Source organism: Tatumella sp. JGM118 (assembly GCF_018257515.1).
Taxonomy (GTDB): Bacteria; Pseudomonadota; Gammaproteobacteria; order Enterobacterales; family Enterobacteriaceae; genus Tatumella; species Tatumella terrea.
The window spans coordinates 23731-46930 of the sequence record NZ_JAERJR010000022.1; the positions used below are offsets into that span (position 1 = coordinate 23731).

Below are 23200 nucleotides of genomic sequence, written 5' to 3' on the forward strand. Positions count from 1 at the left end.
TGCTGTCACGCCGACTCCCGGATCAGTAGCGGGCAAGGGATCCGTTGCGGGCCATGGGTCTGTCGCCCTTCAATGATGTGCAGGGCGGCTTCCCTGCCCAGGGTCTCGTGGGGAAGCTGGACCGTGGTCAGTGATGGCAGGAAAAGGTGCCCCACTCCCACCAGATTATCAAAGCCCAGCACCGCAACATCCTGCGGGATCCTCAGCCCGCGGGCCAGCAGGATCTGATAGGCCACAAAAGCCGCACGATCATTACCGCAGACCAGCACATCAAACAATGGACGGCCTTCCCGCAGGTAAGGTTCCAGGATAGCAACCAGATCCGTGCCATACTGATCGCCCCTGGCCATATAATATTGCGCGACCGGCCCAATCTCCAGACCAGCAGCTTTCCAGGCATCTTCAAATCCCTGCCGTCTGGGGCCGGTGGCAGGTGCGCCTTCCGGCAACCAGACACAGAGCGGACGCCGGTAACCGGCACGGATCAGATAGTCGGTTGCGTCATACTGAGCGTGGTAATCATCGGGAATATAAGCCGGCAGTGCAGGATCGGTGCTTAGACAATTTGCCAGTACCATATTTTTGTCCCGCAGCGATGACGGAATCGTCACCTGCCGTAAGCCCATGGTGGTATAGATGATACCATCCGGCCGGTGTGATAATAGCTGACGGGTCGCCCGTGCTGCATCCCTATCGGAAAATATGTTGATCAGAAAACAATTCCAGCCAGCCTCAATGGCGGTCTGCTCAATGGCCAGTAAGATATCCACAGAGAAAGGGGTGGTAGCGGTATCCTGCGCCAGTACCGCCAGTGTCGAGGGATGACGTCCCTTACCGCGCATTTTTCGCGCAGAGAGGTCCGGAACATAGTTCAGGGCTTCAATGGCCCGGGAGACTTTTTCCCGCGTATCCTGCCGTACCGAATCACTGTTATTAATAACCCGTGAAACTGTCATCATTGAGACACCGGCAAGGCGCGCAACATCTTTTAATGAAACCATAAACCATCCGCTCTTTGTCTGTTACGGGCACTTTAGCAAAACTCTCTGTGACTGTCTTGAATTGCCCCCTTCCCCCCTCCTTCCGGAGAGAGAGGTTCGTCAACACTCCGCTATTATTCAAAGATTTCCGGAGCTGACAGGTTAAATATTTTGAAGTGATATTTTGCAGAATCATTAATAGTCAACTACGCTTTATTTGTATTTATCAAAATTCATTAACGTTAATTTAAGGGTGAGTTATGATTACCAATGCCTCAAAAGGATTATTAGTACTGGTTGCACTGGCTGCGCTGGCTGGATGTCAGTATCACAGTGACGCCGTCGATCATGGCAGACCCGAAGCGCCAAGCGGACAATCCGTCCCTGGTGGTCCTCTGGGTCACGGCCCTGCCGGCGGACCTCAGGCCTGATTTATCCGGAGCCTTTACGGGCTCCGGTCTTTCTTTGGGAGCCTTATGGGTGCTCAGTACCCTGCCAGGCAGACACTGCCCTCTCCCCTGCCCCAACGCGATAAAACCTATGCCTAAGAGAAACTCATCACCCTGTTTTTCTTCCTGCTAAAGATTATTTTTACTTACTGTTGCAGTCAGGAAAATAAAATAATCTGCAACCCTGGTTAAAATAAAAAAACCAATGAATACTGATCGTATCATCGGGTCTGCCTATTGTAGCTCCGTTGACAATGACTCCCCCCCGAAAGAAAATATCGCCTCTTTCATTCCCGGATTTAATGTCTGGCTGCCTTACTAAAAGAGCAACGCACCGTCTGCAGACAGTTATTTTCATCCGGTCAGTGACTATTATTATCGTCAGAATATCAGACCACCGCCCCGGATATTTTCGGCGTATATACCTTAGCAGGCTATTTTTATGATTTTCTCCGTCCATTGTCATCGGGCACAGGGATTCCGTGCTGCGTATGAATTTTCTGTGGGCCTTATATCTGCATGATACAACCATTGAAAGTGCTGAGATCACGTGGCAGAAGGAATCTGCGAACCCACTCTCAGGAAAAAGTATTAACATCACTGTTACTGCTCTGCCTGCTGCTGCCTGAAGCAAAATCTGCAGAGGCTTCCTCCCCGGCAGCAGATACCACAGCGAACCGGATTGTCAGTGGTATTATTAGCTTTACCCACTGGCCCGGAAAAACGGGTCTGCCCAGACTCTGTGTGTTCTCTTCAGCAAAACATATCGCCTTTTCAGCAGATGCCGTAAATATGACGCCAGCCAGGTCATTCAATGTGACCTATATTACAGACTGGAAAAGCCGGCCAGACGTGCAATGTGACGCCATTTATTTCGGCCGTGAAACACCACGCCAGCAATCTGCGATTCTGGCAACCACTGCAGGTAAACCCACGCTGTCCATCGCTGAGAATAATCCGGAATGTATATCAGGAGCCGTTTTTTGCCTGCTGATGAATCAGACACCTCCCGCATTTTCAGTCAATCTTGACTCACTCTCCAGAAGCGGGGTCCGGGTCAGCCCTGATGTCTTGTTACTTTCCCGTAAAGGATACTGATGTCATGGATTACGATAAAAGCAGAAAGGACAAAGCATCACTGATTTACCGGCTTCGTAAAGTCAGTGCAATTAATGCCACCTTGATCCTGTTTTTTTGCTGGTTATTTCTGTTCTCGACATCCATTTTGTTTATTAAACGCTATGAAGTCAGAAACCTTGAACTGATCTCCACCATTCTGAGTAGCAGTCTGACGGCCAGTGTGGTTTTTGAAGATTCGCACGACGCCACGATAAAAATTGCACAATCCGGAGTCAGAGGGATGTTCAGCTGCGCCGTACTGACCACGGATAAGAATACGGTGATCGCTCAATGGGGAAATATTACGGAACAGGGAACGGGTAACCGGTTAGACAACCTGATTCGGCAATGGATTTTCTCTGCCCCTCTGGTCAATGATATTGTGCATGCCAACAAAATTGTGGGGCATTTAACCATCACCGGTAACGTCAATGCGGTTGTCGATTTTATAAAATACTCGGTGATCATTCTGCTGACAGGAATTGTCTTTGTCATCTCAGCATCAGCCTTTGTCAGTCAGCGGTTGCACAAAGGCATTGTTAATTCGCTAAGGAATATTACCTTTCTGATCCATAACATTATTAAGTCCGGCGATTTTTCCCGCCGGGTCCCGCCAATAGAAATCAAAGAATTTAATATTTTATCTAATGACATCAACAAATTACTTTCAGAAATACAATCACTTCAGGCCTCATTGCTAAGTGAAAATCAGTCGCTGGCAGATAAAGTTCTGAAAGATCCTCTGACCGGTATCTACAACCGTTCGGCGTTCATCATCCATTTGCAACAGCTGATCAGCAAAGCAGAACATGAACGCTTTGTTTTATTATTTATTGATAGTGATCGTTTTAAATATATCAATGACAACTGGGGGCATGGTGCCGGGGATGAGGTACTGAAAGCCGTGAGCCAGCGTTTAAGCCAGTTTGAAGCAGAAAATGATATGGTCGCCAGAATAGGGGGTGATGAATTCGCCATGCTGATGACAAACCTGACCACAGAGCCCCAGGTCAGCAGTTTATTAAAGAAGATCGCCGAAGAAATATCCAGACCGATTATCCTGCACAACGGTGTGAACATAAACACCTCGGTGACGATTGGTTATACCTGGTCACACGCATCGGATACCGAGAAAGATATTATCGAACGGGCGGATATCAATATGTACAAAAATAAAAAACACAAAAGAGGGATCCCATGAAAATAGCGTCTGTCTTACTCGTTTTATGTGTTCTTTGCACCGCCGGCTGTCAGTCTGGTGGGAAATTTACGACAGAACAGATAAAAGGGATGAAACAGGAAGGATTCAGTCAGCAGGGCGGGGACTGGTCATTGGGGTTGTCGGACAGGATCCTGTTCGGTATTAACGACTCAAAATTGACCGCGGAAAGTAAAACCAGTATTCATAAAATGGCGGCGAATCTCTCTGCTCTTGGCATCAGGCATCTGCATATCTACGGGTATACCGATAACTATGGCGACGCGGCATACAATCAGCAGCTGTCACTAAAACGGGCTAACACGGTGGCTGCACAATGGGCTGCCGGCGGCGGGATCCCTGAAGAAAATATCCTGACCCGGGGGATGGGCAAGAATAACCCCGTTGCCAGTAACCACACCCGTGACGGGCGGGCACAAAACCGTCGTGTGGCTATTATCATCTCCTCTCCCTGACAGCCTCCTCTCCGGCACAGGTTTCAGTGCCGGAGAGAGGTGACTCAGCGGGTTATCCGGGAAGATTTGCGCGGCTCAGGGTCGCATTCCGGCACCCCCCTCCACATCAAACCCGCCCCGTTACCGCACTATCCTCCTCGCCGGGGCACCTGCGAAGATAGCCCTGCCCCGTTTTTTCTGCTCCTGCGATACAAAGAGTCTGGTCTGTCAGTTTCTGTCCGGATGGCATCAACACTGAAGACCGATACGATGCATGGCCCCCTGGGGCAGACGCCGTTCTGCGGGTAATATCTTTACTCAAAGTATGCTGCTGAGGACGGCGGCCAGGCCGGGCATTTACCGGGTGTCAGGATGATTGTTCAGCTTCCCCGCAGAAGGAGATTTCATCCGCGGTCACTTTCTCTGCCCGGAATTGTTTTAACAGTTCCGCGACCAGAGGGAACGTCACCACACCGTCGCTCCCCTGAAAGTGGCCATGTTCAGGTAATCCGTAAAAACGGGCCGCTAATTGCTGACTCAGTCGTAACGAATATTCGGCCGGGACGATATCGTCATTCAGGGACGCGATCACTGCACGTTGTTTGATCCGGCGGATCACGGAAGTGCCGTTGACGGGGGTGCGGGTAAAAGCACTGAGTGCTTCCAGCCCCGGCACCGGTTCGCTGAACCCGGCAACCAGTAATATCCCTCCGGCCGGGGCTTGCGGATGACGTTGGGTCAGATAATTCAGCAATGTTATACATCCCAGACTGTGCCCGATAAGCCAGGTATCTTCATCCGGCTCGCCGATATCTTCTTCCAGTGCAGAAAGCCAGGCGTCAGGGTCCGGCGTATGTGAAGCCGGTAACCGACAGACAGTCACGGCAACACCTGCCTGCGCCATCTGCTGTTTCAGCCAGTCAAACCAGTGGTGTTCAGGTGCAGCCATATATCCGTGCACGATAAACAGTCGTGATGCCATATCTCATTCTCCTCAAAAACCCTGGTTCGCAACGGCGGGGGCAGAATAGTTTGCAGCAGTCTGTCTCCCGCGCAAGACTTTCGCAACATGAAAAATAAGCAAAGCATACAACCAAAAGAGATTACCGCAGCCTGTCACGGTAGTGACCCGCAAGAGTAAGCAGGGGGATGAGAACAGTGCGGATAAACGATTATCCGCCAGTATCGGGACGGATGACCGGGTCTTGCCGGAAACTGCCGTCGCCCTGCACCGCCGCTCTACCGTACCGGGTCCCGGGACCGGATAACCGCCCCGGAACCGGGCGGCAACAGGACGCCAGCGATTATTTTATTCGTTCACGTTTTGCTGTTTGCATAAAACACAGCAAAGGTACCGGCAGCGTGACCAGCAGCAGGATCCATACCAGGGTATACACAGCATCCACACCATCATTCTGCAGATTAGTATAGAGTTTTACCGGCATTCCCTGCGGGAAATAGGCAAAAATCATCACGATACCAAACTCCCCCACCGCCCTGACCCAGGCCAGCGCAACCGCCGATGCCAGCCCTGAAGCCGATAACGGCAAAACCAGAAGCCGGAAGCGCTGAAATGGCCCGGCCCCCAGGGTTCTGCCGGCTTCCAGAATCGCGGCCGGTACGGCCGAGAAAGCCGAACGAGCAGTGACAATAAAATAAGGTAAACCGCCATAAATCTGCGCCAGTAAAAATGCCAGCGGGTTATTCACCAGTGTCACCCCCACTGCCGCCAGCCATTGGCCCGGCAAACTGTAAGGCCCCAGGGCAGAGATCAGTAATATCCCCATGGCCAGGGGCGGGGTCATCAGTGGCAGTAACACCAGCAACTCCGCGATACGGCGGATCCCCCCGCCACGGACCGATGTTGCCAGCCACCAGGCGAGAGGTAAGCCGATGATCACAATCAGCAATAATGCCAGTAAGCCGTAGCCTATCGAGACCATGACGGCATGACTGTCGCCATAGGCGAGACTAAAGTGTCTCCAGGGGGTGATCCCCAGTAAGGTTGCAAACGGCAATGCCAGCAAAAACAGCGCCGGCAAAGCCAGCACCGGTAGCAGTGACAACCGCGGGGTCAGTAATTTCATGGATCAGATCAGTAAAGGGCATTGCCTTTCGGACTGGCGTAACCGTTGGCTTGCAATAATTTCTGCCCCTGCGCGGATAGCATGAAATCGACGAATTTCTGTCCCTGAGCCACACCGTCCGGCGCATTCTTCAGCACCGCCGCGTAATAGACCAGAGGCTGAGTGTGCAGCACTTTATCCTGCCCTTTGCTGTCTTTGATGGTAAAGCTGACATTGTCATACCACTGCTTCGCCATTTGCGGATTACTGAGGTTAATTTCGTCCGGGAGTTTGACATAAGGGAGTCGGGCGGAAATCACTTCGCTCTCATATCCGGCAGCCGCATCCACCTGACCACTGTCCAGACGCGTCAGTAAACCGCCTTCAAGGTTCACCTGACGGGGATTCTGTACCGAACCCATCACCTGATCCGCAATGCCTGGCTTCTGATAATATTTTTCAGCCAGTAACAGGGTAAAGACGATATTCTGCCCTTTCGGATCCAGATAAGGATCGGTACGGCCAAACTGCAGTCCCGGCGTCGCCAGTACATTTAACCAGCTTCCGTCCTGTTTCTTATTCGCGGCGGCAAACTCAGCGGCATATTTACCTTTAGGGCTATAGGCAATGACCATACTGGTACTGGCGATCGGGACGGCATTATCGATCAGACCGGCATCCTTCAGTATCTGCATCGGGCCCGGGGTAATGGAGACAAAGACATCGGCGGTAATTTTATGGCTGGCCAGTAAGCGGGCCATCCCGTAAGCCCCCTGACCTTGTCCCTGATATTCACCTTTCTGCTGCTGTGCAAAGGCCGGCCCCAGGGCCTGGTCCATCACTTTCCCCATCGAGCCGGCGTAAGTGACACGGATATTTTCCGAGGCCAGTGCAGGAAGACTGACCGACATAATAACGGCTAACGAACAGATTAATTTACCCTTAGACATCCCTTTTTTTCCTTCCGTTATATAATTAATTACATAACGATTATCGGGAGGTTTTTCCGGAAATACAATCTGTTTATGCTTAATAATCGAACAGTGCGACAGAAGTTTATTCCGGGTCAATGTGTACTGCTGATATGTTTCCCTGTCAGCAGTGGCGCCTCTGAAACCGGCTGTTCAAGTTCTTTCAGAATACCGCAATCCCGGGTAGGCAAATTATCATGGCAAAACGCCTGTAACTCACTTAACTGCTTTTCCAGTTCCACCAGCTCGGTAATTCTCGCCTGCACATGCGAGCGATGTTCATCAATTAACTGATTAATCACTTCACACCCGGCTTCAGGCTGGCTACGGGCCTGCAACAGGCGCTTAATTTCATCCTGTGCCATATCCAGAGCGCGGCAGCGCCGGATAAACATCAGCGTTTCCAGATGCCGGTGCGTGTAGTCACGGTAATTATTGGCCTGATCCCGAAGAGCCTCAGGTAGCAGCCCTTCCCGCTCATAGTAACGAATGGTTGCGACACTGCATAACGACTGTCTGGCAAGCTCACCAATCCTCATTTTTTTTCCTCCACCTCTTGACCCTATACTGGCTTCAGGGTTTTTACTGTCATTACCAGGTTACACCCGATGGGATGAAAAATGAACAACATGAATAAAAATAACAGGACATCGTCTGCTTCTGATACCTTACAGACCCCCAAAAAAATACCGTCAATTCAGCGTATCGTCCCTGAACCGGCGGAACATCAGTATAACGGCGGTCATTGCTGCCAGACCGCTGAACCCGTTTTAACACCGCTCCCGGCGAGCGTAACGCGTGCCGAAGGCCAGGTAACGGCGATACGGATTATGCAGATGGACTGTCCGGTCGAAGAAAATCTGATCACCGGTAAGCTCACCGGAATGGCTGGCGTGACAGACCTGCAATTTGATCTGATCGAGCGGATCCTGACGGTCACACATCACCCTGATGCACTGGCCCCGGTACTGCAGGCTATTCGCTCGCTGGGTTTTGAGCCTGAACTGCCTGACAACACCACAACACAGGCTCCGCGTCCTGCGACTCAGGTGAATTACTGGCCCCTCATTATTGCTGCCGTGCTGGCATTCGGTGCGGAAATTCTGCACTGGTTCCGGTTTCCGGACGGACTGCAGGCGACTTTCGCTATTATTGCCGTGCTACTTTCCGGCCTGAAGACCTACAAAAAAGGCTGGATTGCCGTTAAAAACCTGAACCTTAATATCAATGCGCTGATGAGTGTGGCAGTCACCGGGGCCATCTTACTCCGCCAGTGGCCGGAGGCCGCGATGGTTATGGTGCTGTTCAATATTGCCGAATTAATCGAAGCAAAAGCACTCGATAAAGCCAGAAATGCGATTGATACCTTACTCCGGCTGGCGCCTGAGTGGATGAATGTGCAGCAGCCTGACGGCAGCTGGCAGCAAATGCAGCCCGGAGAGGTACCGCTATCAGCCATTGTACGGGTAAAACCGGGTGAGAAAATCGGTCTTGACGGTATTATTATCAGCGGACACTCGACGATTAATCAGTCAGCGATCACCGGAGAAAGTCTGCCGGCAGAAAAGAAACCCGATGACGCCGTCTTTGCCGGCACATTAAATGAGTCCGGAAGTTTTGACTACAAAGTGACCTCAACGGTCAAAGAAACCACTCTCGCACGGATCATCCGCTCAGTGGAATCGGCCCGTGCCAGCAAAGCCCCGACCCAGCGTTTTGTCGATCAGTTTGCCCGGATCTATACCCCGGTAATTTTCCTGCTGGCCATCGTCTTTGCCATCATCCCGCCACTGCTCTTTGCGCAATCCTGGTCTGTCTGGATCTACAATGCGCTGGTGATGTTGGTGATTGCCTGCCCTTGTGCTCTGGTGATCTCGACGCCTGTGACACTGGTCAGTAGCCTCACCGCGGCCGCGCGTCAGGGGATACTGATCAAAGGTGGTATGTATATCGAACAGGGACGTAAGCTGAAATGGCTGGCACTGGATAAAACCGGTACGCTGACGCACGGTCAGCCGGAAGTCACGGATGTGTTAAATTGCGGAGCCCCGGACGCAGCCCGGGCCATCAGGCTGGCCGGGAGCCTGTCCGGATTTTCTGACCACCCGATGTCGGAAGCCCTGGTACGTTACAGTAATCACGAGTCACGGTTACCGGTAGAGGCCTTTGCAGCGATTACCGGCCAGGGAATTACCGGCCTGATTGATGGGCAGAAGCACTGGCTGGGAAATCGCCGGCTACTGACGACTCAGGGGATCGATATCACCGATAATGACAAGCGTTATGAAGCCCTGGAACGTCAGGGAAAAACCCTGGTCTTTTTAGGCAGTCAGGCCGGACTATTAGCCGTTTTTGCTCTGGCAGATACGGTGAAAGAGAGCAGCCGCCAGGCGATTGCTGAACTGCATCAGCTGGGCGTCAAAACCCTGTTATTGTCCGGGGACAATGCCTTTGCCGTGGAGGAAATAGCCCGCCAGGTCGGTATTGATCATGCCCGTTCAGAACAGTTACCAGAGGATAAATTACAGGCGATTGAAGATTATAGCCTGAAAGGCGTCACCGGAATGGCGGGTGACGGCATCAATGACACCCCGGCACTGGCCCGGGCCGATATCGGTTTTGCCATGGGGATGGCCGGCACCGATACCGCCATCGAAACGGCTGATGTGGCATTAATGGATGATGATTTACGAAAAATCCCTGCGTTTGTCCGGTTGTCTCAGCGAACCGGCCGCATCCTGACCCAGAACATTTCACTGGCGCTGATAATCAAACTGGTCTTTCTGATCATGACCCTGTGCGGATCAGGAACCTTGTGGATGGCCGTCTTTGCGGATGTCGGTGCCAGTCTGCTGGTGGTCGCTAACGGATTACGCATACTTCGCGGAACTGAGGAGAAAAAAGCGTGAAATCAGTGACGGGCCGTTAAGCAGAGTACGGGGGTATCGCCTGCTACCGTGCAGGCCATATCCGGCTGAAGGCTTTCACGAATGACAGACAACAAAAAGGGCCACGTTATAAATAACATGGCCCTGCAATAGTGGCGGAACGGACGGGACTCGAACCCGCGACCCCCTGCGTGACAGGCAGGTATTCTAACCAACTGAACTACCGCTCCGCTTCATTCCCCGTCGGGAACGAGGCGAATATTAATGGCCTTCATCCATGCCGTCAATGGTTTTTATGCTACCACTGAATCGTTTGCCGCTTTTTTAATCTCAAGGCTGTTTTATTAACAATTCCATACGGTTAAATACGCCACAAACAACTGCCGCCTTTCTTCATCACTAAATCCAGTCGCGCTTCATGGGCACTGATCTCATCCTCACTGGCACGCACGACACGTAATCCTCCGGCATTACGTACCTCACGATGAATAATCCCCCCGTCACTCTGTTCTGAATGATCATTCTCACTGCTGAAGGTCAGTGATGTCTGCCCGCCAGTCATTGCCAGGAAAACATCGGAGAGAATTTCGGCATCGAGCAATGCGCCGTGCAACGTTCGCTTGGTGTTATCTATATCGTAGCGGGAACATAACGCATCCAGGCTGTTTCTTTTTCCCGGAAACATTTTTCGTGCCATTAACAGGCTATCGGTGATCTCACAAAATGTTTCCGTTTTGGCAAGACCCCGGTTGAGCTTTTCAAACTCATAATCCATAAAGCCGATATCAAACGAGGCATTATGGATCACAAGTTCTGCGCCACGGATGTAGTCAAGGAACTCATCCGCAACCTGAGAAAACTCCGGTTTATCCAGCAAAAACTCGTCTGAGATCCCGTGGACCCCGAAAGCTTCCGGATCCACCAGCCGATCCGGTTTCAGATAAACATGGAAGTTATTCCCCGTCAGGCGACGGTTGATCACTTCCACCGCACCAATCTCAATGATGCGGTGACCTTCATAGTGAACCCCCACCATATTCATACCGGTGGTTTCTGTATCAAGGACGATTTGGCGGTTTTTTACTGTGCTCATAGGGCCCGTTTATGTCAGACTTGGATTTTTGACTACAGGAAGTCTACCAGAGATGCGCAAACAGGTAGAAATTTTCACCGACGGTTCTTGTCTCGGCAACCCGGGCCCCGGCGGATACGGTGCCATTTTACGGTACGGAAACCACGAAAAAGAGTTCAGTGAAGGCTACCGGCTGACCACGAATAACCGGATGGAGCTGATGGCGGCCATCGTGGCTCTGGAAGCACTGAAACAGCCCTGTGAAGTGACGCTCAGTACTGACAGTCAGTATGTGCGCCAGGGGATCACCCAGTGGATATTCAACTGGAAAAAGCGCGGATGGAAAACTGCGGATAAAAAACCGGTCAAAAATGTCGACCTCTGGCAGCGGCTGGACCTCGCCCTGCAATCCCATACCATTGACTGGCAATGGGTAAAAGGACATGCCGGACATCCCGAAAACGAACGCTGTGATGTCCTTGCCCGCGATGCCGCCGGTTCACCGACTCAGGAAGACACCGGCTATTTATCGGCATCCTGAGGTTTAACTTCCGAACATTGCCGGGTCACGTTGACAGCAGTACGGAGTCTGGGTCTCCCTGCCGGCAATGCACTCCGGTTAGGCGTCAGCGGATAGGTCCGTTTCCGGGCAATCAGCAAATTCATACACCCCAGTACCGGAAGATGTGCCGTCATAATTTTACCGCCATTGCGGCGCCAGGGCACCACCTGGAAACTTTTTCTACAGATAATTTCGTAATTCAGAATACTGAGCCAGTCTATCATCCGCCCCTGGCTGAACATTCTGCCACTCCAGGGCAGGCGACGATGCAGCCAGGGCAGCAGTTTCCCTGCCCCCAGCAGGCTGTAGGGATTAAAGCCGGTCAGTATTATCCAGCCATCGTCAATCAATACCCTGTCGGCTTCCCGCAGAACCTGATGAGGGTCCTGGCTCCAGCTCAGGGAATGCGCCAGAAAACAGACATCAATAGATTTGCTCAAAAAGGGTAGCCGCATCTCATTACCGGCGACGCCACCGGGCAGCCCGTCAGGGCTCACCGTAAACTGATGACTGACCGGGCACTCTTCGGTATCAATCGCCGCACTCAGAGCCCCTATTTTCAGTAAATGGAAACCATAGAATTTGCTGAGATAAGGCTGAAGGTGCTGATGCAAGGCCTCACGATAGAAATCTCCCCAGGGGATTTCTTCCCAGTGGTCAGGGGCCTTCAGAATTTGTCGTGTCTTAGCTGGCTTCATGTTTTACCATCATCAGAACGTTCAGTATAACCGGAGGTGTTTTATGGCTAGTCGCCCTTTGAATCTTACCAGTATTCCGGCACTGCAGGATAACTACATCTGGGTGCTTAATAATGATCAGGACGAATGCATTATAGTTGACCCCGGAGAAGCCAGACCGGTGAATGACACTATAGCAGCAAACCACTGGCAGCCGGTGGCCATTTTACTGACCCATCATCACGGTGACCATGTGGATGGTGTGAAAGAGCTCACGGCGAAATGGCCCGGATTACCGGTCTACGGCCCTGCCGAAACCCTGAATAAAGGTACGACACAGGAAGTTAAAGACGGTACGGTCATCACAATTTCCGGCATTGAATTCACTGTCATCGCCACCCCCGGACACACCCTGGGACACGTCTCTTACTACAGTAATCCTTATCTTTTCTGTGGAGATACTTTGTTTTCAGGCGGATGCGGAAGGTTATTTGAAGGAACTGCAAAGCAAATGGATGAGTCATTTCATAGACTTAATCAGCTCCCTGCAGACACTCTGATTTGCTGTGCACATGAATATACTTTATCAAACATGGCGTTTGCCCGGGCCGTACTGCCACAAAACCCGCACATCCTCTCTTATTACCATAAAATTAAGCAGTTACGTGACAAAAATCAGATAACTCTTCCGTCAGTTCTCGAAAAAGAACGGGAGATCAATGTTTTTTTGAAAACGCATGACATTGATTTACAAAGAAATATATTACCTGACTTAAATTTACCGGAGTCCTGGCAGGTTTTTGAGGCATTGCGGCGTAAGAAAGACAGCTTTTAATTTTTTTGATTGTTTTGTGTGGCTCTGTACCGTATCATTGCTCGACTTTTAATCTACTACCAACGATGACATATACATGAAGGCTAAAGCGATACTTTTCGCCTCAGTCTTGCTGGCAGGATGTCAGGCATCAGGGAAAGATGCAGATATACCCGTTCAGCATGCACAGAGTCTGTCTTCAGCTAGTCAGGGAGAAAATGGGCAGTACGGAGAAAGAATGTTGTCGCCGCGATGGCAGGATGATGGAACTAACGTCGCACAAAACAGCAATCTCTGGACGACCATTAGTGACGAGCTGACGATGGGGATCCCGGATAACTCCCGGGTCCGTGAACAAAGAAGTAAATATCTGAGTAACAAGAGCTATCTCCACGATGTAACTTTACGGGCTGAACCGTATATGTACTGGATAGTCGGGCAAATACAGAAACGCAAAATGCCGATGGAACTGGTACTGCTACCCATAGTGGAGAGCGCTTTTAACCCGCATGCAACTTCATCATCTTCCAATGCTGCAGGGCTCTGGCAGATTGTAGGAAGCACGGGGAAAAATTACGGACTGAAACAAAACCAGTGGTATGACGGGCGCAGAGATGTGGTTGCCTCTACCCGCGTCGCGCTGGATATGTTGCAACGTCTGAACAAGATGTTTAACGGAGACTGGTTACTGACCGTTGCTGCTTATAACAGCGGTGAAGGGACCGTTCTGAAAGCCATTAAACAGAATAAAGCTCGCGGGAAGCCGACGGATTTCTGGCATTTATCTCTGCCGAAAGAGACCGCGGTTTATATCCCTAAGATGCTGGCATTAAGCGAGATACTGAAGAACAGCAAACGCTACGGCGTCAGGTTACCGCAGGCGAACGAAAACCGGGCCCTTGCCCGGGTCGAAGTTGGCCAGCAAATCCGGCTGACGCAGGCCGCTGAAATGGCCGGGATTTCTGTTTCAACGCTGAAAAGTTTCAATGCCGGTTATAAGCAGGGAACCACTGCCCCGCAGGGCCCGCAGTACATCATGGTACCGAAGTCCCATGTGGAGCAGCTGAAAAACTCGCTGGCTGCCTCGGATATTCAGGCGATACAGCCTGAACTGATGGCCAGTAATGCCCCGACCACATCTGGCAGTTATAAAGTGCGTCGTGGAGACACCCTGTCGGGTGTAGCAGCAAAAAATGGCCTTAGCGTAGCGGCATTGAGATCGTTCAATAATCTGCGCACTGCCGGGCTAAAAGCCGGCCAGATACTGAAACTGAGCCCACGGACTACGGGCACAGTCAGTCAACTGGCGGATAATGGAAACAGCATCACCTACCAGGTTCGTAAGGGTGATTCTCTTTCCAGCATCGCTGCGAGACACGGTGTTAACATCAAAGATGTTATGCGCTGGAATGCGCTTTTATCTGATGAGCGGTCAATCCGGCCCGGTGATAAATTGACGCTGTTTGTAAACAATAGCTGATAGTGCACCGCAGATAAAAAAGGGCTGACCTTGAGGGGCAGCCCTTTTTTTATGCGCTTGTGATAAGTCCTGATAATGGGTCGACAGTTTGCTGACAGTAAACGCCTGATGAGCCTCATCAGGCGTTTGTGTATGCAGGCGGCGGTTATGGACTGGTGGCTAAAGAGAGATTGCCACGGATTCAGAATGAAAACTCCGCCAGTAACGGGTTGTGATCGGAGGCTGTGGTCTCCAGCACGCTGGCCTGCTTCACTTCCATATTACGGTAGAAAATAAAATCCAGCGGGCGTCCGAACGCTTTGCGCCGGTGATCCTGCGGAAACAACACTTCCCGTAACCGTTGCTGACGCATAAACTGATACAGCACATGGATACGCTGACGGCTCCAGGCATTAAAATCACCAGCCATCAGTACCGGTCCGTTATGGTGACGGATATGCTCACCGATAGCCTCAAGTTGTTTGCGATAAACATCAATTCCGAGACTAAAGTTAACCGCATGAATATTCACCACCAGTAAAAACCGGCTGTCAGGCATCGGGTAAACAGTCACCAGTGCTGACTTTGCCAGCCGCAGAAGCGGCTCTCGTTCTCTCAGAGGGCAGCAATAAATCGCCGGAGAGGAAGACAATGTCATTACGCCGGAGGGGTGCTGAGGAAGAACAAAGGCCGGCACCTGGTCTGCAGCAATATAATGCCGGGTGGCGAATGAAACCAGTTCAGGTGTCGTCTGAGCTTCCTGTAATAACACCAGATGGCTGCCTTTACCAAACCCCTGCAGGACTGAACGCCAGTCAGCTCTTTGCTGTTTGAAAATATTCCAGACCAGAACTTTTAAGGTGCTGTAATCAGGTAACTCCGTTCCGCCAGGTAAGGTATGGGACGCGGGAAGGCGCAGTTCAGGAGGAAAAACCCTCTCTGCAGGCTGTCCTGCCACATAACGCATTGCGTAGGTTTTTTTTCGCACCCTCTTCTCTTTTGCTCCGGGAGACATCATCTCTCCATAATAATACTCTTCGTCAGTTGAAGACAGCGACATTCGGTATCTTCAGTTCTTTTTAACTCTTTTTACAGTTAATCATTTCCGATACTCAGCCCCCTCTTTTCGCCGCAAAAACGTGGCAGATGTCGACATTCTTCCTGCCCTGACGTCTGAGTGATCGGGTTATTCCCCCCGGATAATCGGCGGATATCACGCCAGCCTCTGACAAATTTACGATGAAATAAGCGGTTCACTGTGGCGGAAGCAACGAACATCGGTAGATCACTGAGTAAAATTACCGTTAATAAAATCGTAACCTATTGTTCCCGGCTTATATTTGTTTTTGATATAAACTTTTCTATAAAAGTACTATTTTGGTTATATCTAAAGTGACTAACAATGACTGTTTTGTTATTTCTCCGCCAGTGGTTTCCGACTTAGCATCAGGCTTTTATAAGGGGAACCAGGATGAATAAAACAGTAAAATATACTTTCGCTCTCAGTGCGTTAGTACTGTCATTATCTGCGCAAGCCGAAAATATTGTCATCGGCTATCAGACCGGGGTTGATCCTTCTAAAGTTCCCCAGGCAGCGGGCACTTACCAGAAAGAAATCGGCCAGCCTCTGGAATGGAGACGTTTTGACAGTGGTCCGGGCGTGGTAGCGGCGCTGGTATCGGGCGCGATACAAATCGGTGATTTAGGGTCCAGCCCCTTCGCTGCAGCCGCATCACGCGGAGCCCCGATTGTGGCGTTTCTGGTCGCCGATCAGATTCAGTCATCCGAAGCACTGGTTGTCCGCAATGGCAGTGGCATCCGGAGCTTTGCCGACCTGAAAGGCAAAACTATCGCCACCCCTTTCGTTTCCACATCACATTTTAGTCTGCTGGGTGCTCTTCAGCATTGGGGGCTTTCCGAAAAACAGGTCAATATCGTCAATCTTCAGCCGCTGGAAATTGCCGCAGCCTGGAAGCGCGGCGATATAGACGGGGCGTTTGTCTGGTCACCGGCATTAAGTGAAATTGAAAAAACAGGGACGGTGCTGACCGATGCGGCTCAGGTGGGTAAGTGGGGACATCCGACATTTGAAGTCTGGGTTGCCCGCAAAGATTTTGCCGAAAAACACCCGGAAGTCCTGAAGAAATTCGCGGCTGTCTCACTGGCAAGTTTCGATGACTACCGTCAGCATCCGGAAAAATGGAATGCCGGGTCGGCGAATGCGGCGGCGACGGCACGACTGGTAGGCGTTAATGCTGCGGATGTCCCCGCCCTGATCTCTGGTAACCGTTACCCGGATGCCAGTGAACAGGTGAGCCCTGAATTCCTTGGCGGCGGTACGGTAAAGGCGACCGCAGAAACCGCTCAGTTCCTGTATCAGCAGAAACGTATCTCCGGGGTGCTTCCTGACTACAGTCCGTATGTCAGCAGTCAGTATATTCCCGAATCTCGCTAACAGGGGGGAGCTATGAGCCGGTTAACTGCACAGAATATCAGCCTGGGGTATCCGAAGGGACGTACCTTCCGGCCAATCATCGAAGATTTTTCATTAACCCTCGAACAGGGAAAGATAACCGTCCTGCTCGGATCTTCCGGCTGCGGTAAATCGACCATTCTTAATATTCTTGCAGGCTTCAAAGCCCCTGATCACGGAGAAATAACACTGGACGGACAGCGCCTCACTGCACCTTCAGGACAGCGGGCCGTCGTTTTTCAGGACGATGCGCTGATGCCCTGGCTGAATGCCATTGATAATGTCGCCCTCGGGCTGCGTATCCGGGGTGTCAGTAAAGCCGAAAGGCGGCAACAGGCACAGCATTATCTGCGACTGGTCGGCCTGGCTGATTATGCACAGCACGCTATCCATGAACTTTCCGGCGGACAACGTCAGCGACTGGGACTTGCACGGGTACTGGCCATACAGCCGGAATTCATTCTGCTGGATGAACCCTTCGGTGCTCTCGATGCGCTGACCCGCGAAAAGATGCAACGTTTGCTGCTGCAAATATGGAAAGAAACCGGCGTCGGTATTTTGTTAATTACCCACAGCGTCGATGAAGGCCTGTTACTGGCAAGTTCTTTATATGTCCTCAAAGGCCCCCCGCTGGATATCATTGGCCGCTTTTCACCGGAATTTTCACGGCGCTTCGGTCAGGAAGAAAAAGTGAAATCATTAAAAACTGACCCGCTGTTCGCGGAGCAACGCCAGAAAATACTTGAGCTGTTACTGGAGGAAGACGATGACTCACCGGGCCGTTGATCAGTTGACCACACCTGTTGTGATCAGGAAAAAAAACGCCGGCATCAGACTGTCGGATCACCCCTATCTCATTTCATGGATGAGCCTCGCTATCGTCGGTCTGTTCTGGTGGATTGCCCCTTATGCCGGATGGCTTAACCCGTTATTTTTCCCGACACTCCCGCAGCTTGTGCGGGCCTTTGATACCTTATGGCATCAGGGGTATCTGGATATGACGCTGGGTCAGCACATCGAAGCCAGTCTGTTCCGGATAGTGACGGCACTGTTTTTTGCGGTGATCACCGCGGTTCCGCTGGGTATCCTGATGGGACTTAACAAAATTACCAAAGCCGTTGTGGATCCTTTCCTCGATTTTTATCGCCCTATTCCGCCACTGGCGTATCTGCCCCTGATCGTTATCTGGTTCGGTATCGGAGAAGTTTCAAAAATCCTGCTGATTTACCTGTCAATTTTTGCCCCGCTGGTTATCTCCGCTTCTGAAGCTGTGCGTCGCGTGGATCAGAACCGGATTCAGGTCGTCCGTTGCCTGGGGGCAACTAATACGCAGGTGATCCGGTTAGTGATTTTACCCGCGATCCTGCCCGATCTTTTGACCGGATTGAGGATCGCACTCGGGGTCGGCTGGTCAACACTGGTCGCCGCAGAGCTGATTGCGGCCAACCGTGGTTTAGGCTTTATGGTGGAGTCAGCGGCCCAGTATCTTTCTACGGAAATCGTGGTAGCCGGAATTATTCTGATTGCCGCGATCGCGTTGATCATTGAATTCGGCTTACGCCAATTACAGAAACGCTTTGTCAGCTGGAGTGTACAAGATGCCAGAGGTTAAACGTATTGCAAGTGCCCTTGGCGCGGAAGTTTCAGGCATCAATTTATGCCAGCCCCTCCAGCCCGGGGAAGTCCGTGAGCTGAGAGCGTTATTGAACCGGCATCAGGTACTCTTCTTTCGTCAGCAGCCGGTAACGCCGCAGCAGCAATGCCAACTGGCGTATAATTTTGGTGATCTGCATATCCATCCCATCTATCCGGCCACCCGGGAACAACCTGAAATCATGGTTCTGGACACTGACCTGAATGATTTACGTGATAATGCACTCTGGCATACAGATGTCACCTTTATTGAAACTCCGCCAATGGCTTCTGTACTCAGCGCACGGCAGGTGCCCGCCTTTGGTGGTGATACGCTGTGGGCCAGTTGCAGTGCCGCATATGATGCTCTGTCAGCCCCGCTACAGGCGTTACTCGAACCGCTTCATGCTGAGCATGATATCAGCCTGTCATTTCCTGCCAGCCGGTTTGCGGCAACGCCTGAAGATGCGGCACGTTTTGCTCAGGCCAGCCGTGATCATCCGCCGGTGATCCATCCGGTGATCCGGGTACATCCTGAAACAGGCAGAAAAGGCCTGTTTGTCTCCGCAGGCTTTACCCGGAAAATCGTCGAACTGGAGGCTCAGGAAAGCCGCGCGCTGTTAGATTTTTTATTTACTCAGAGCACACGGCCTGAGTTTTGTGTTCGCTGGCACTGGCAAAAAGATGACCTGGTTATCTGGGATAACCGGATAACACAACATTATGCCTGTGATGATTACCGGCCTCAGCGCCGGGTAATGCATCGGGCGACCATCCTCGGCGATCGTCCGGCGGGGCCTTTAAATTAAATGGTCAGGGGCTGAAGAATAGCATCAATTTTTTCAGTCCCGGATTTGCCAGTAATATTCATCCGGCCATATTCAGCACACGTCAAATATCCCTATTATTTTACTGAAGTTATTCCGGTCGTTGTCAGAATTCATTCCCCGGGGATAGAGGCCCGGTAACCGGCAGACTTGTTATTGTTTACCCGACTGAACACCAAAATATCACGCCCCCGGAAAACCAGTTTTATCTATCGATATAATCAATTTAATCAGACTAATCATCTGAAATTTTATAATAAATGTGATGCTTGTCATAAAAAAATGACAATACCCTGATCTGCTGTTATAGGTTTATAACCTGTGATTTTATTTTTATATAAGGAGGCTTCCCGGACTTCCCTTTCCCAATGAATACCTAAATGATTCCCAGCCTGTGTTCATCACTTTAATTATTGCCAGGTTAATTCTCATAATAATCAACAATAAATAAGGTAATTATGACTCAACCATCGCCTCAGGATACAAAGACCACCTCAGAAAAACAGACTTCAGATATTACACCGGCAACACCTTCTGATGAAGTGACTACCTCATTTCTCAGTGCGAGTGCTTTTCTGCTTACCGCGTCGGGTATTGCGGCTATCGCCGGCTTTCTCTATGGCTATGATACCGGGATTATTTCCGGTGCATTACTGCAAATAACCCATGACTTCTCACTTTCCAGTCATGCTCAGGAATGGGTAACCAGTGCCATTCTGGTGGGTGCAGTCATCGGAGCACTTGTCTGCGGTAAGCTCTCCGGACTTATTGGCCGGCGCTATACCGTGATGACCGTTGCCGCTATCTTTGCCATTGGCGTTATCGCCTCAGGCCTTTCAGGCTCAGCCATTAGTTTAGCCATTGCCCGTATTGTTCTCGGCTTTGCTGTGGGCGGAGCCTCGCAGATTGTTCCGGTGTATATTGCCGAACTGGCTCCTCCGGAAAAACGCGGCCGCCTTGTGACCTTTTTTAATATTTCTATTGGTGCCGGGATACTGACCGCGGGACTCGTCGGTGCATTCCTGCAGGATATCTGGTCCTGGCGGATTATGTTTTCCGTCGCGGCTATCCCCGCACTGATCCTGCTATTGGGTATGCTGCCCCTGCCGGAAAGCCCACGCTGGCTGGTTGGCCAGAAGCGTATCAAAGAAGCCCGTATCGCGTTAAATATGGTCAGGGAAACAGACCGTGAAGTCCGGCATGAATTAAGAAATATCCAAAAAGTGCACGATAAAGCAGAACGGAAATCAGTGGCGAGCTGGAAGGATCTTAAGCAGCCCTGGCTGCGTCCGGCGCTGCTCGCAGGTCTGGGAGTCGCTGCTTTTACCCAGCTCTCAGGGATAGAGATGATGATTTACTATACGCCGACCTTTCTGACCGATGCAGGATTCAGCCGCGGAACCGCTCTGCATTCTGCGCTCGGGGTTGCCGTCATCTATCTCCTGCTCACCATCACCGGTAAGTTATTAGTGGATCGTATCGGCCGCCGTACACTGACGTTATGGATGATGCCTGGCGCAATCATTAGCCTGCTGCTGTTAGGCGGTGTGTTTGTGATGAACAGTCATGGCGGCCAGTATAGCTGGCTGATTGTCATCTGCCTGTTTGCATTTATGATCTTTAATTCAGGCGGTATACAGGTCATAGGCTGGCTGATCGGGTCTGAAGTGTATCCGATGGGGATCAGGGAGAAAGCGACCAGTCTGCATGCTGCCATACTCTGGGGGTCAAACCTGTTACTGACAGGTACCGCACTTTCACTGGTCAATTTGCTAGGGATTGGTGGTGCTATGTGGTTTTATGCCCTGCTGAATCTGCTGGGATTTCTTTTTATCTACTTCATCGTTCCGGAAACCAAAGGTCGTTCACTGGAAGAGATCGAAGTATCGCTGAAAGAAGGGAAGTTTTACCCTAAAAAGCCGCATAAAGGGACCTAAACTTCCGCCATTTCTGCTCCCGGGCAACCGGCCCGGGGGCAGATCCTCAGCCTAAAATCGTTGAATTATACTCCTCGCGCGGATTGCCGACTGACAGAGATAATTTCTCTCAGGATATCAATAGCAACCAGGGCGGGTATCGTCGGCCAGCCAGCCGTCAAACGATTCCGGTTACCCATCGGGATATATGCTGATTATCCTATGCGGACAACACCCGCATCTCCCGCTTCCTAAGGATTCTCCCCCGGACAACCTTTGCCAGCGTAACGATGCCAGCGGATATCGGATAACCCTGCCGGTACCTTCAGCCGGACAGCCCCTCTCTATTGACTGATGCAGGTGATGTATTGTGTAGAATTCAGTCAGGGCGGGTATCGTCGGACGGCCAGCCGTCAATTGATTCCGGCTACCCATCGGGGTATATGCTGATTATCCTATGCGGAAAACACCGGCATACCCCGCTTCCTAAGGATTCTCCCCCGGACAACCTTTGCCTGCATGAATGATGCCACCAAATATCAGATGCCCCTGCCGGTACCTTCAGCCGGACAGCCCCTCTCTATTAACTGATGCAGGGGATGTATTGTGAGGAGTCCAATGAAGGCGGATATCGTCGGGGGGCCAGTCGTCAAACGATTCCGGCTATCCATCAGGGTATATGCTGATTATCCTATGCGGACAACACCGGGATTCCCCGCTTCCTAAGGATTCTCCCCCGGACAACCTTTGCCAGCGTAACGATGCCACTAAATATCAGATAACCCTGACGGTACCTTCAGCCAGACAGACCCTCTCTATTGACTGATGCAGGTGATGTATTGTGAGGAATCCAATGGGCGGCCAGTCGTCAATTGATTCCGGCTACTCATCGGGGTATATGCTGATTATCCTATACGGACAACACCTGCATCTCCCGCTTCCTAAGGATTCTCCCCGGACAACCTTTGCAAGCGTAACGATGCCACCAAATATCAGATGCCCGCCGGTACCTTCAGCCGGACAAACTCTCTCTATTGACTGATGCAGGTGATTTATTATGAAGGATCTCCACGCGCGGCAGGTGAATCCTGCTATACAGCAGGATCTTTTCAGGGCCACGCGGAAATAATTGATTTCGAGTGCAGGCACTAAACCTGTGATCGGCGAGAGAAGATCTGAGCAACCGACACTCCGGAATTGCAGGATGGGCGGCTAATTTTTGCGGGATAATGGAAATTCAGGACAGGATAAGACTGGTGATCATGACTCTATTCTGCCCATATAACTGAGGGGGTACCTGCCAGAAAATTCAGCGGATAAGGAACTACGGGGCAGAGGATTGGAAAATACAGATAAGAAAAAAGGCCATGTTAATAAATAACATGGCCTTAAAAGTGTGGCGGAACGGACGGGACTCGAACCCGCGACCCCCTGCGTGACAGGCAGGTATTCTAACCAACTGAACTACCGCTCCACCGATTCTGTACTGAATTCAGAGTTTCTGAACTCAGGTATTTCACCTTTTACCCGTCACGGTAAAAGTCACGACTGTTATTACAGTCTTAATTGGATGCCTGGCAGTTCCCTACTCTCGCATGGGGAGACCCCACACTACCATCGGCGCTACGGCGTTTCACTTCTG

21 protein-coding genes and 2 tRNA genes are annotated in these 23200 nt (G+C 51.1%); 13 read left to right on the plus strand and 10 right to left on the minus strand.

The genetic code is table 11. The annotated features are described in order from the left end of the window. Positions 1-5: 5 nt before the first annotated feature. A complete protein-coding gene (locus JK223_RS14895; protein WP_212714938.1) occupies positions 6-1001 on the minus strand; it encodes a LacI family DNA-binding transcriptional regulator in 996 nt (331 codons plus the stop codon). Between the two features lie 239 nt (positions 1002-1240). Between JK223_RS14895 and JK223_RS14900 the strand changes: the two genes are divergently transcribed. From JK223_RS14900 to JK223_RS14915, 4 genes are all read left to right on the plus strand, one after another. Beyond that, positions 1241-1411 (plus strand): hypothetical protein, encoded by a 171-nt coding sequence (locus JK223_RS14900; protein WP_212714939.1) that lies wholly within the window; start codon positions 1241-1243, stop codon positions 1409-1411. Positions 1412-1966: 555 nt separating this feature from the next. Beyond that, positions 1967-2527 carry a YfiR family protein gene (locus JK223_RS14905; protein WP_371813160.1) on the plus strand — a complete coding sequence of 187 codons (561 nt, stop codon included), beginning with the start codon at positions 1967-1969 and terminating at the stop codon, positions 2525-2527. 4 nt (positions 2528-2531) lie between these two features. After that, complete coding sequence (locus JK223_RS14910) at positions 2532-3749, plus strand: diguanylate cyclase domain-containing protein (protein ID WP_212714941.1); 1218 nt, start codon at positions 2532-2534, stop codon at positions 3747-3749. Then, the gene (locus JK223_RS14915; RefSeq protein WP_212714942.1) at positions 3746-4222 is read left to right on the plus strand and encodes an OmpA family protein; all 477 of its coding nucleotides are present in this window, start codon (positions 3746-3748) and stop codon (positions 4220-4222) included. Before JK223_RS14910 ends, JK223_RS14915 begins: the two co-directional genes overlap by 4 nt. A gap of 346 nt (positions 4223-4568) precedes the next feature. Here the strand turns inward: JK223_RS14915 and JK223_RS14920 are convergent, their stop codons facing one another. From JK223_RS14920 to cadR, 4 genes are all read right to left on the minus strand, one after another. Further along, a complete protein-coding gene (locus JK223_RS14920; RefSeq protein WP_212714943.1) occupies positions 4569-5183 on the minus strand; it encodes an alpha/beta hydrolase in 615 nt (204 codons plus the stop codon). Positions 5184-5505: 322 nt separating this feature from the next. Next, positions 5506-6288 carry a molybdenum ABC transporter permease gene (locus JK223_RS14925; RefSeq protein ID WP_212714944.1) on the minus strand — a complete coding sequence of 261 codons (783 nt, stop codon included), beginning with the start codon at positions 6286-6288 and terminating at the stop codon, positions 5506-5508. 8 nt (positions 6289-6296) lie between these two features. Next, positions 6297-7178 carry an extracellular solute-binding protein gene (locus JK223_RS14930; RefSeq protein WP_371813161.1) on the minus strand — a complete coding sequence of 294 codons (882 nt, stop codon included), beginning with the start codon at positions 7176-7178 and terminating at the stop codon, positions 6297-6299. A gap of 155 nt (positions 7179-7333) precedes the next feature. Then, on the minus strand, positions 7334-7777 hold the full coding sequence (cadR, locus tag JK223_RS14935; protein WP_212714946.1) for a Cd(II)/Pb(II)-responsive transcriptional regulator: 444 nt from the start codon (positions 7775-7777) through the stop codon (positions 7334-7336). Positions 7778-7867: 90 nt separating this feature from the next. Here cadR and JK223_RS14940 point away from each other — a divergent pair, with 90 nt between their 5' ends. Next, positions 7868-10147 carry a cation-translocating P-type ATPase gene (locus JK223_RS14940; RefSeq protein ID WP_249213646.1) on the plus strand — a complete coding sequence of 760 codons (2280 nt, stop codon included), beginning with the start codon at positions 7868-7870 and terminating at the stop codon, positions 10145-10147. 132 nt (positions 10148-10279) lie between these two features. Here the strand turns inward: JK223_RS14940 and JK223_RS14945 are convergent. Both JK223_RS14945 and dnaQ read right to left on the minus strand, forming a co-directional pair. Beyond that, positions 10280-10356: transfer RNA gene (locus tag JK223_RS14945), tRNA-Asp, on the minus strand. A 131-nt stretch (positions 10357-10487) separates the two neighbouring features. Then, positions 10488-11219 carry a DNA polymerase III subunit epsilon gene (gene dnaQ / locus JK223_RS14950; RefSeq protein ID WP_212714947.1) on the minus strand — a complete coding sequence of 244 codons (732 nt, stop codon included), beginning with the start codon at positions 11217-11219 and terminating at the stop codon, positions 10488-10490. Here dnaQ and rnhA point away from each other — a divergent pair. After that, the gene (gene rnhA / locus JK223_RS14955; RefSeq protein ID WP_212714948.1) at positions 11173-11739 is read left to right on the plus strand and encodes a ribonuclease HI; all 567 of its coding nucleotides are present in this window, start codon (positions 11173-11175) and stop codon (positions 11737-11739) included. The genes dnaQ and rnhA overlap by 47 nt on opposite strands. Here the strand turns inward: rnhA and JK223_RS14960 are convergent. Then, entirely contained in the window at positions 11721-12458 is a 738-nt protein-coding gene (locus JK223_RS14960; RefSeq protein ID WP_212714949.1) for a methyltransferase domain-containing protein, read from the minus strand. The two genes, rnhA and JK223_RS14960, sit on opposite strands and share 19 nt — an antisense overlap. 58 nt (positions 12459-12516) lie before the next feature. Between JK223_RS14960 and gloB the strand changes: the two genes are divergently transcribed. Further along, complete coding sequence (gene gloB, locus JK223_RS14965) at positions 12517-13272, plus strand: hydroxyacylglutathione hydrolase (RefSeq protein ID WP_212714962.1); 756 nt, start codon at positions 12517-12519, stop codon at positions 13270-13272. 76 nt (positions 13273-13348) lie between these two features. Further along, a complete protein-coding gene (gene mltD, locus JK223_RS14970) occupies positions 13349-14731 on the plus strand; it encodes a murein transglycosylase D (RefSeq protein WP_212714950.1) in 1383 nt (460 codons plus the stop codon). A 181-nt stretch (positions 14732-14912) separates the two neighbouring features. On the opposite strand, the gene JK223_RS14975 is transcribed toward mltD, so the two are convergent. Next, positions 14913-15698: an endonuclease/exonuclease/phosphatase family protein gene (locus tag JK223_RS14975; RefSeq protein ID WP_212714963.1), complete on the minus strand. Its 786-nt coding sequence runs from the start codon at positions 15696-15698 to the stop codon at positions 14913-14915. 483 nt (positions 15699-16181) lie between these two features. Between JK223_RS14975 and tauA the strand changes: the two genes are divergently transcribed. The 5 genes from tauA to JK223_RS15000 all read left to right on the plus strand — a co-directional run bounded on the left by tauA (position 16182) and on the right by JK223_RS15000 (position 21579). Beyond that, on the plus strand, positions 16182-17165 hold the full coding sequence (tauA, locus tag JK223_RS14980) for a taurine ABC transporter substrate-binding protein (protein ID WP_212714951.1): 984 nt from the start codon (positions 16182-16184) through the stop codon (positions 17163-17165). Positions 17166-17177: 12 nt separating this feature from the next. Further along, positions 17178-17969 carry a taurine ABC transporter ATP-binding protein gene (locus JK223_RS14985; RefSeq protein WP_212714952.1) on the plus strand — a complete coding sequence of 264 codons (792 nt, stop codon included), beginning with the start codon at positions 17178-17180 and terminating at the stop codon, positions 17967-17969. Continuing rightward, positions 17950-18795: an ABC transporter permease subunit gene (locus tag JK223_RS14990; RefSeq protein WP_212714953.1), complete on the plus strand. Its 846-nt coding sequence runs from the start codon at positions 17950-17952 to the stop codon at positions 18793-18795. Before JK223_RS14985 ends, JK223_RS14990 begins: the two co-directional genes overlap by 20 nt. Next, positions 18782-19624, plus strand: a complete 843-nt coding sequence (tauD, locus tag JK223_RS14995) for a taurine dioxygenase (protein WP_212714954.1) — start codon at positions 18782-18784, stop codon at positions 19622-19624. The genes JK223_RS14990 and tauD overlap by 14 nt, the downstream gene beginning before the upstream one ends. A 476-nt stretch (positions 19625-20100) precedes the next feature. Continuing rightward, positions 20101-21579 (plus strand): sugar porter family MFS transporter, encoded by a 1479-nt coding sequence (locus tag JK223_RS15000; RefSeq protein WP_212714955.1) that lies wholly within the window; start codon positions 20101-20103, stop codon positions 21577-21579. 1376 nt (positions 21580-22955) lie between these two features. On the opposite strand, the gene JK223_RS15005 is transcribed toward JK223_RS15000, so the two are convergent. After that, a tRNA-Asp gene (locus tag JK223_RS15005) sits at positions 22956-23032 on the minus strand. Between the last annotated feature and the right edge of the window lie 168 nt (positions 23033-23200).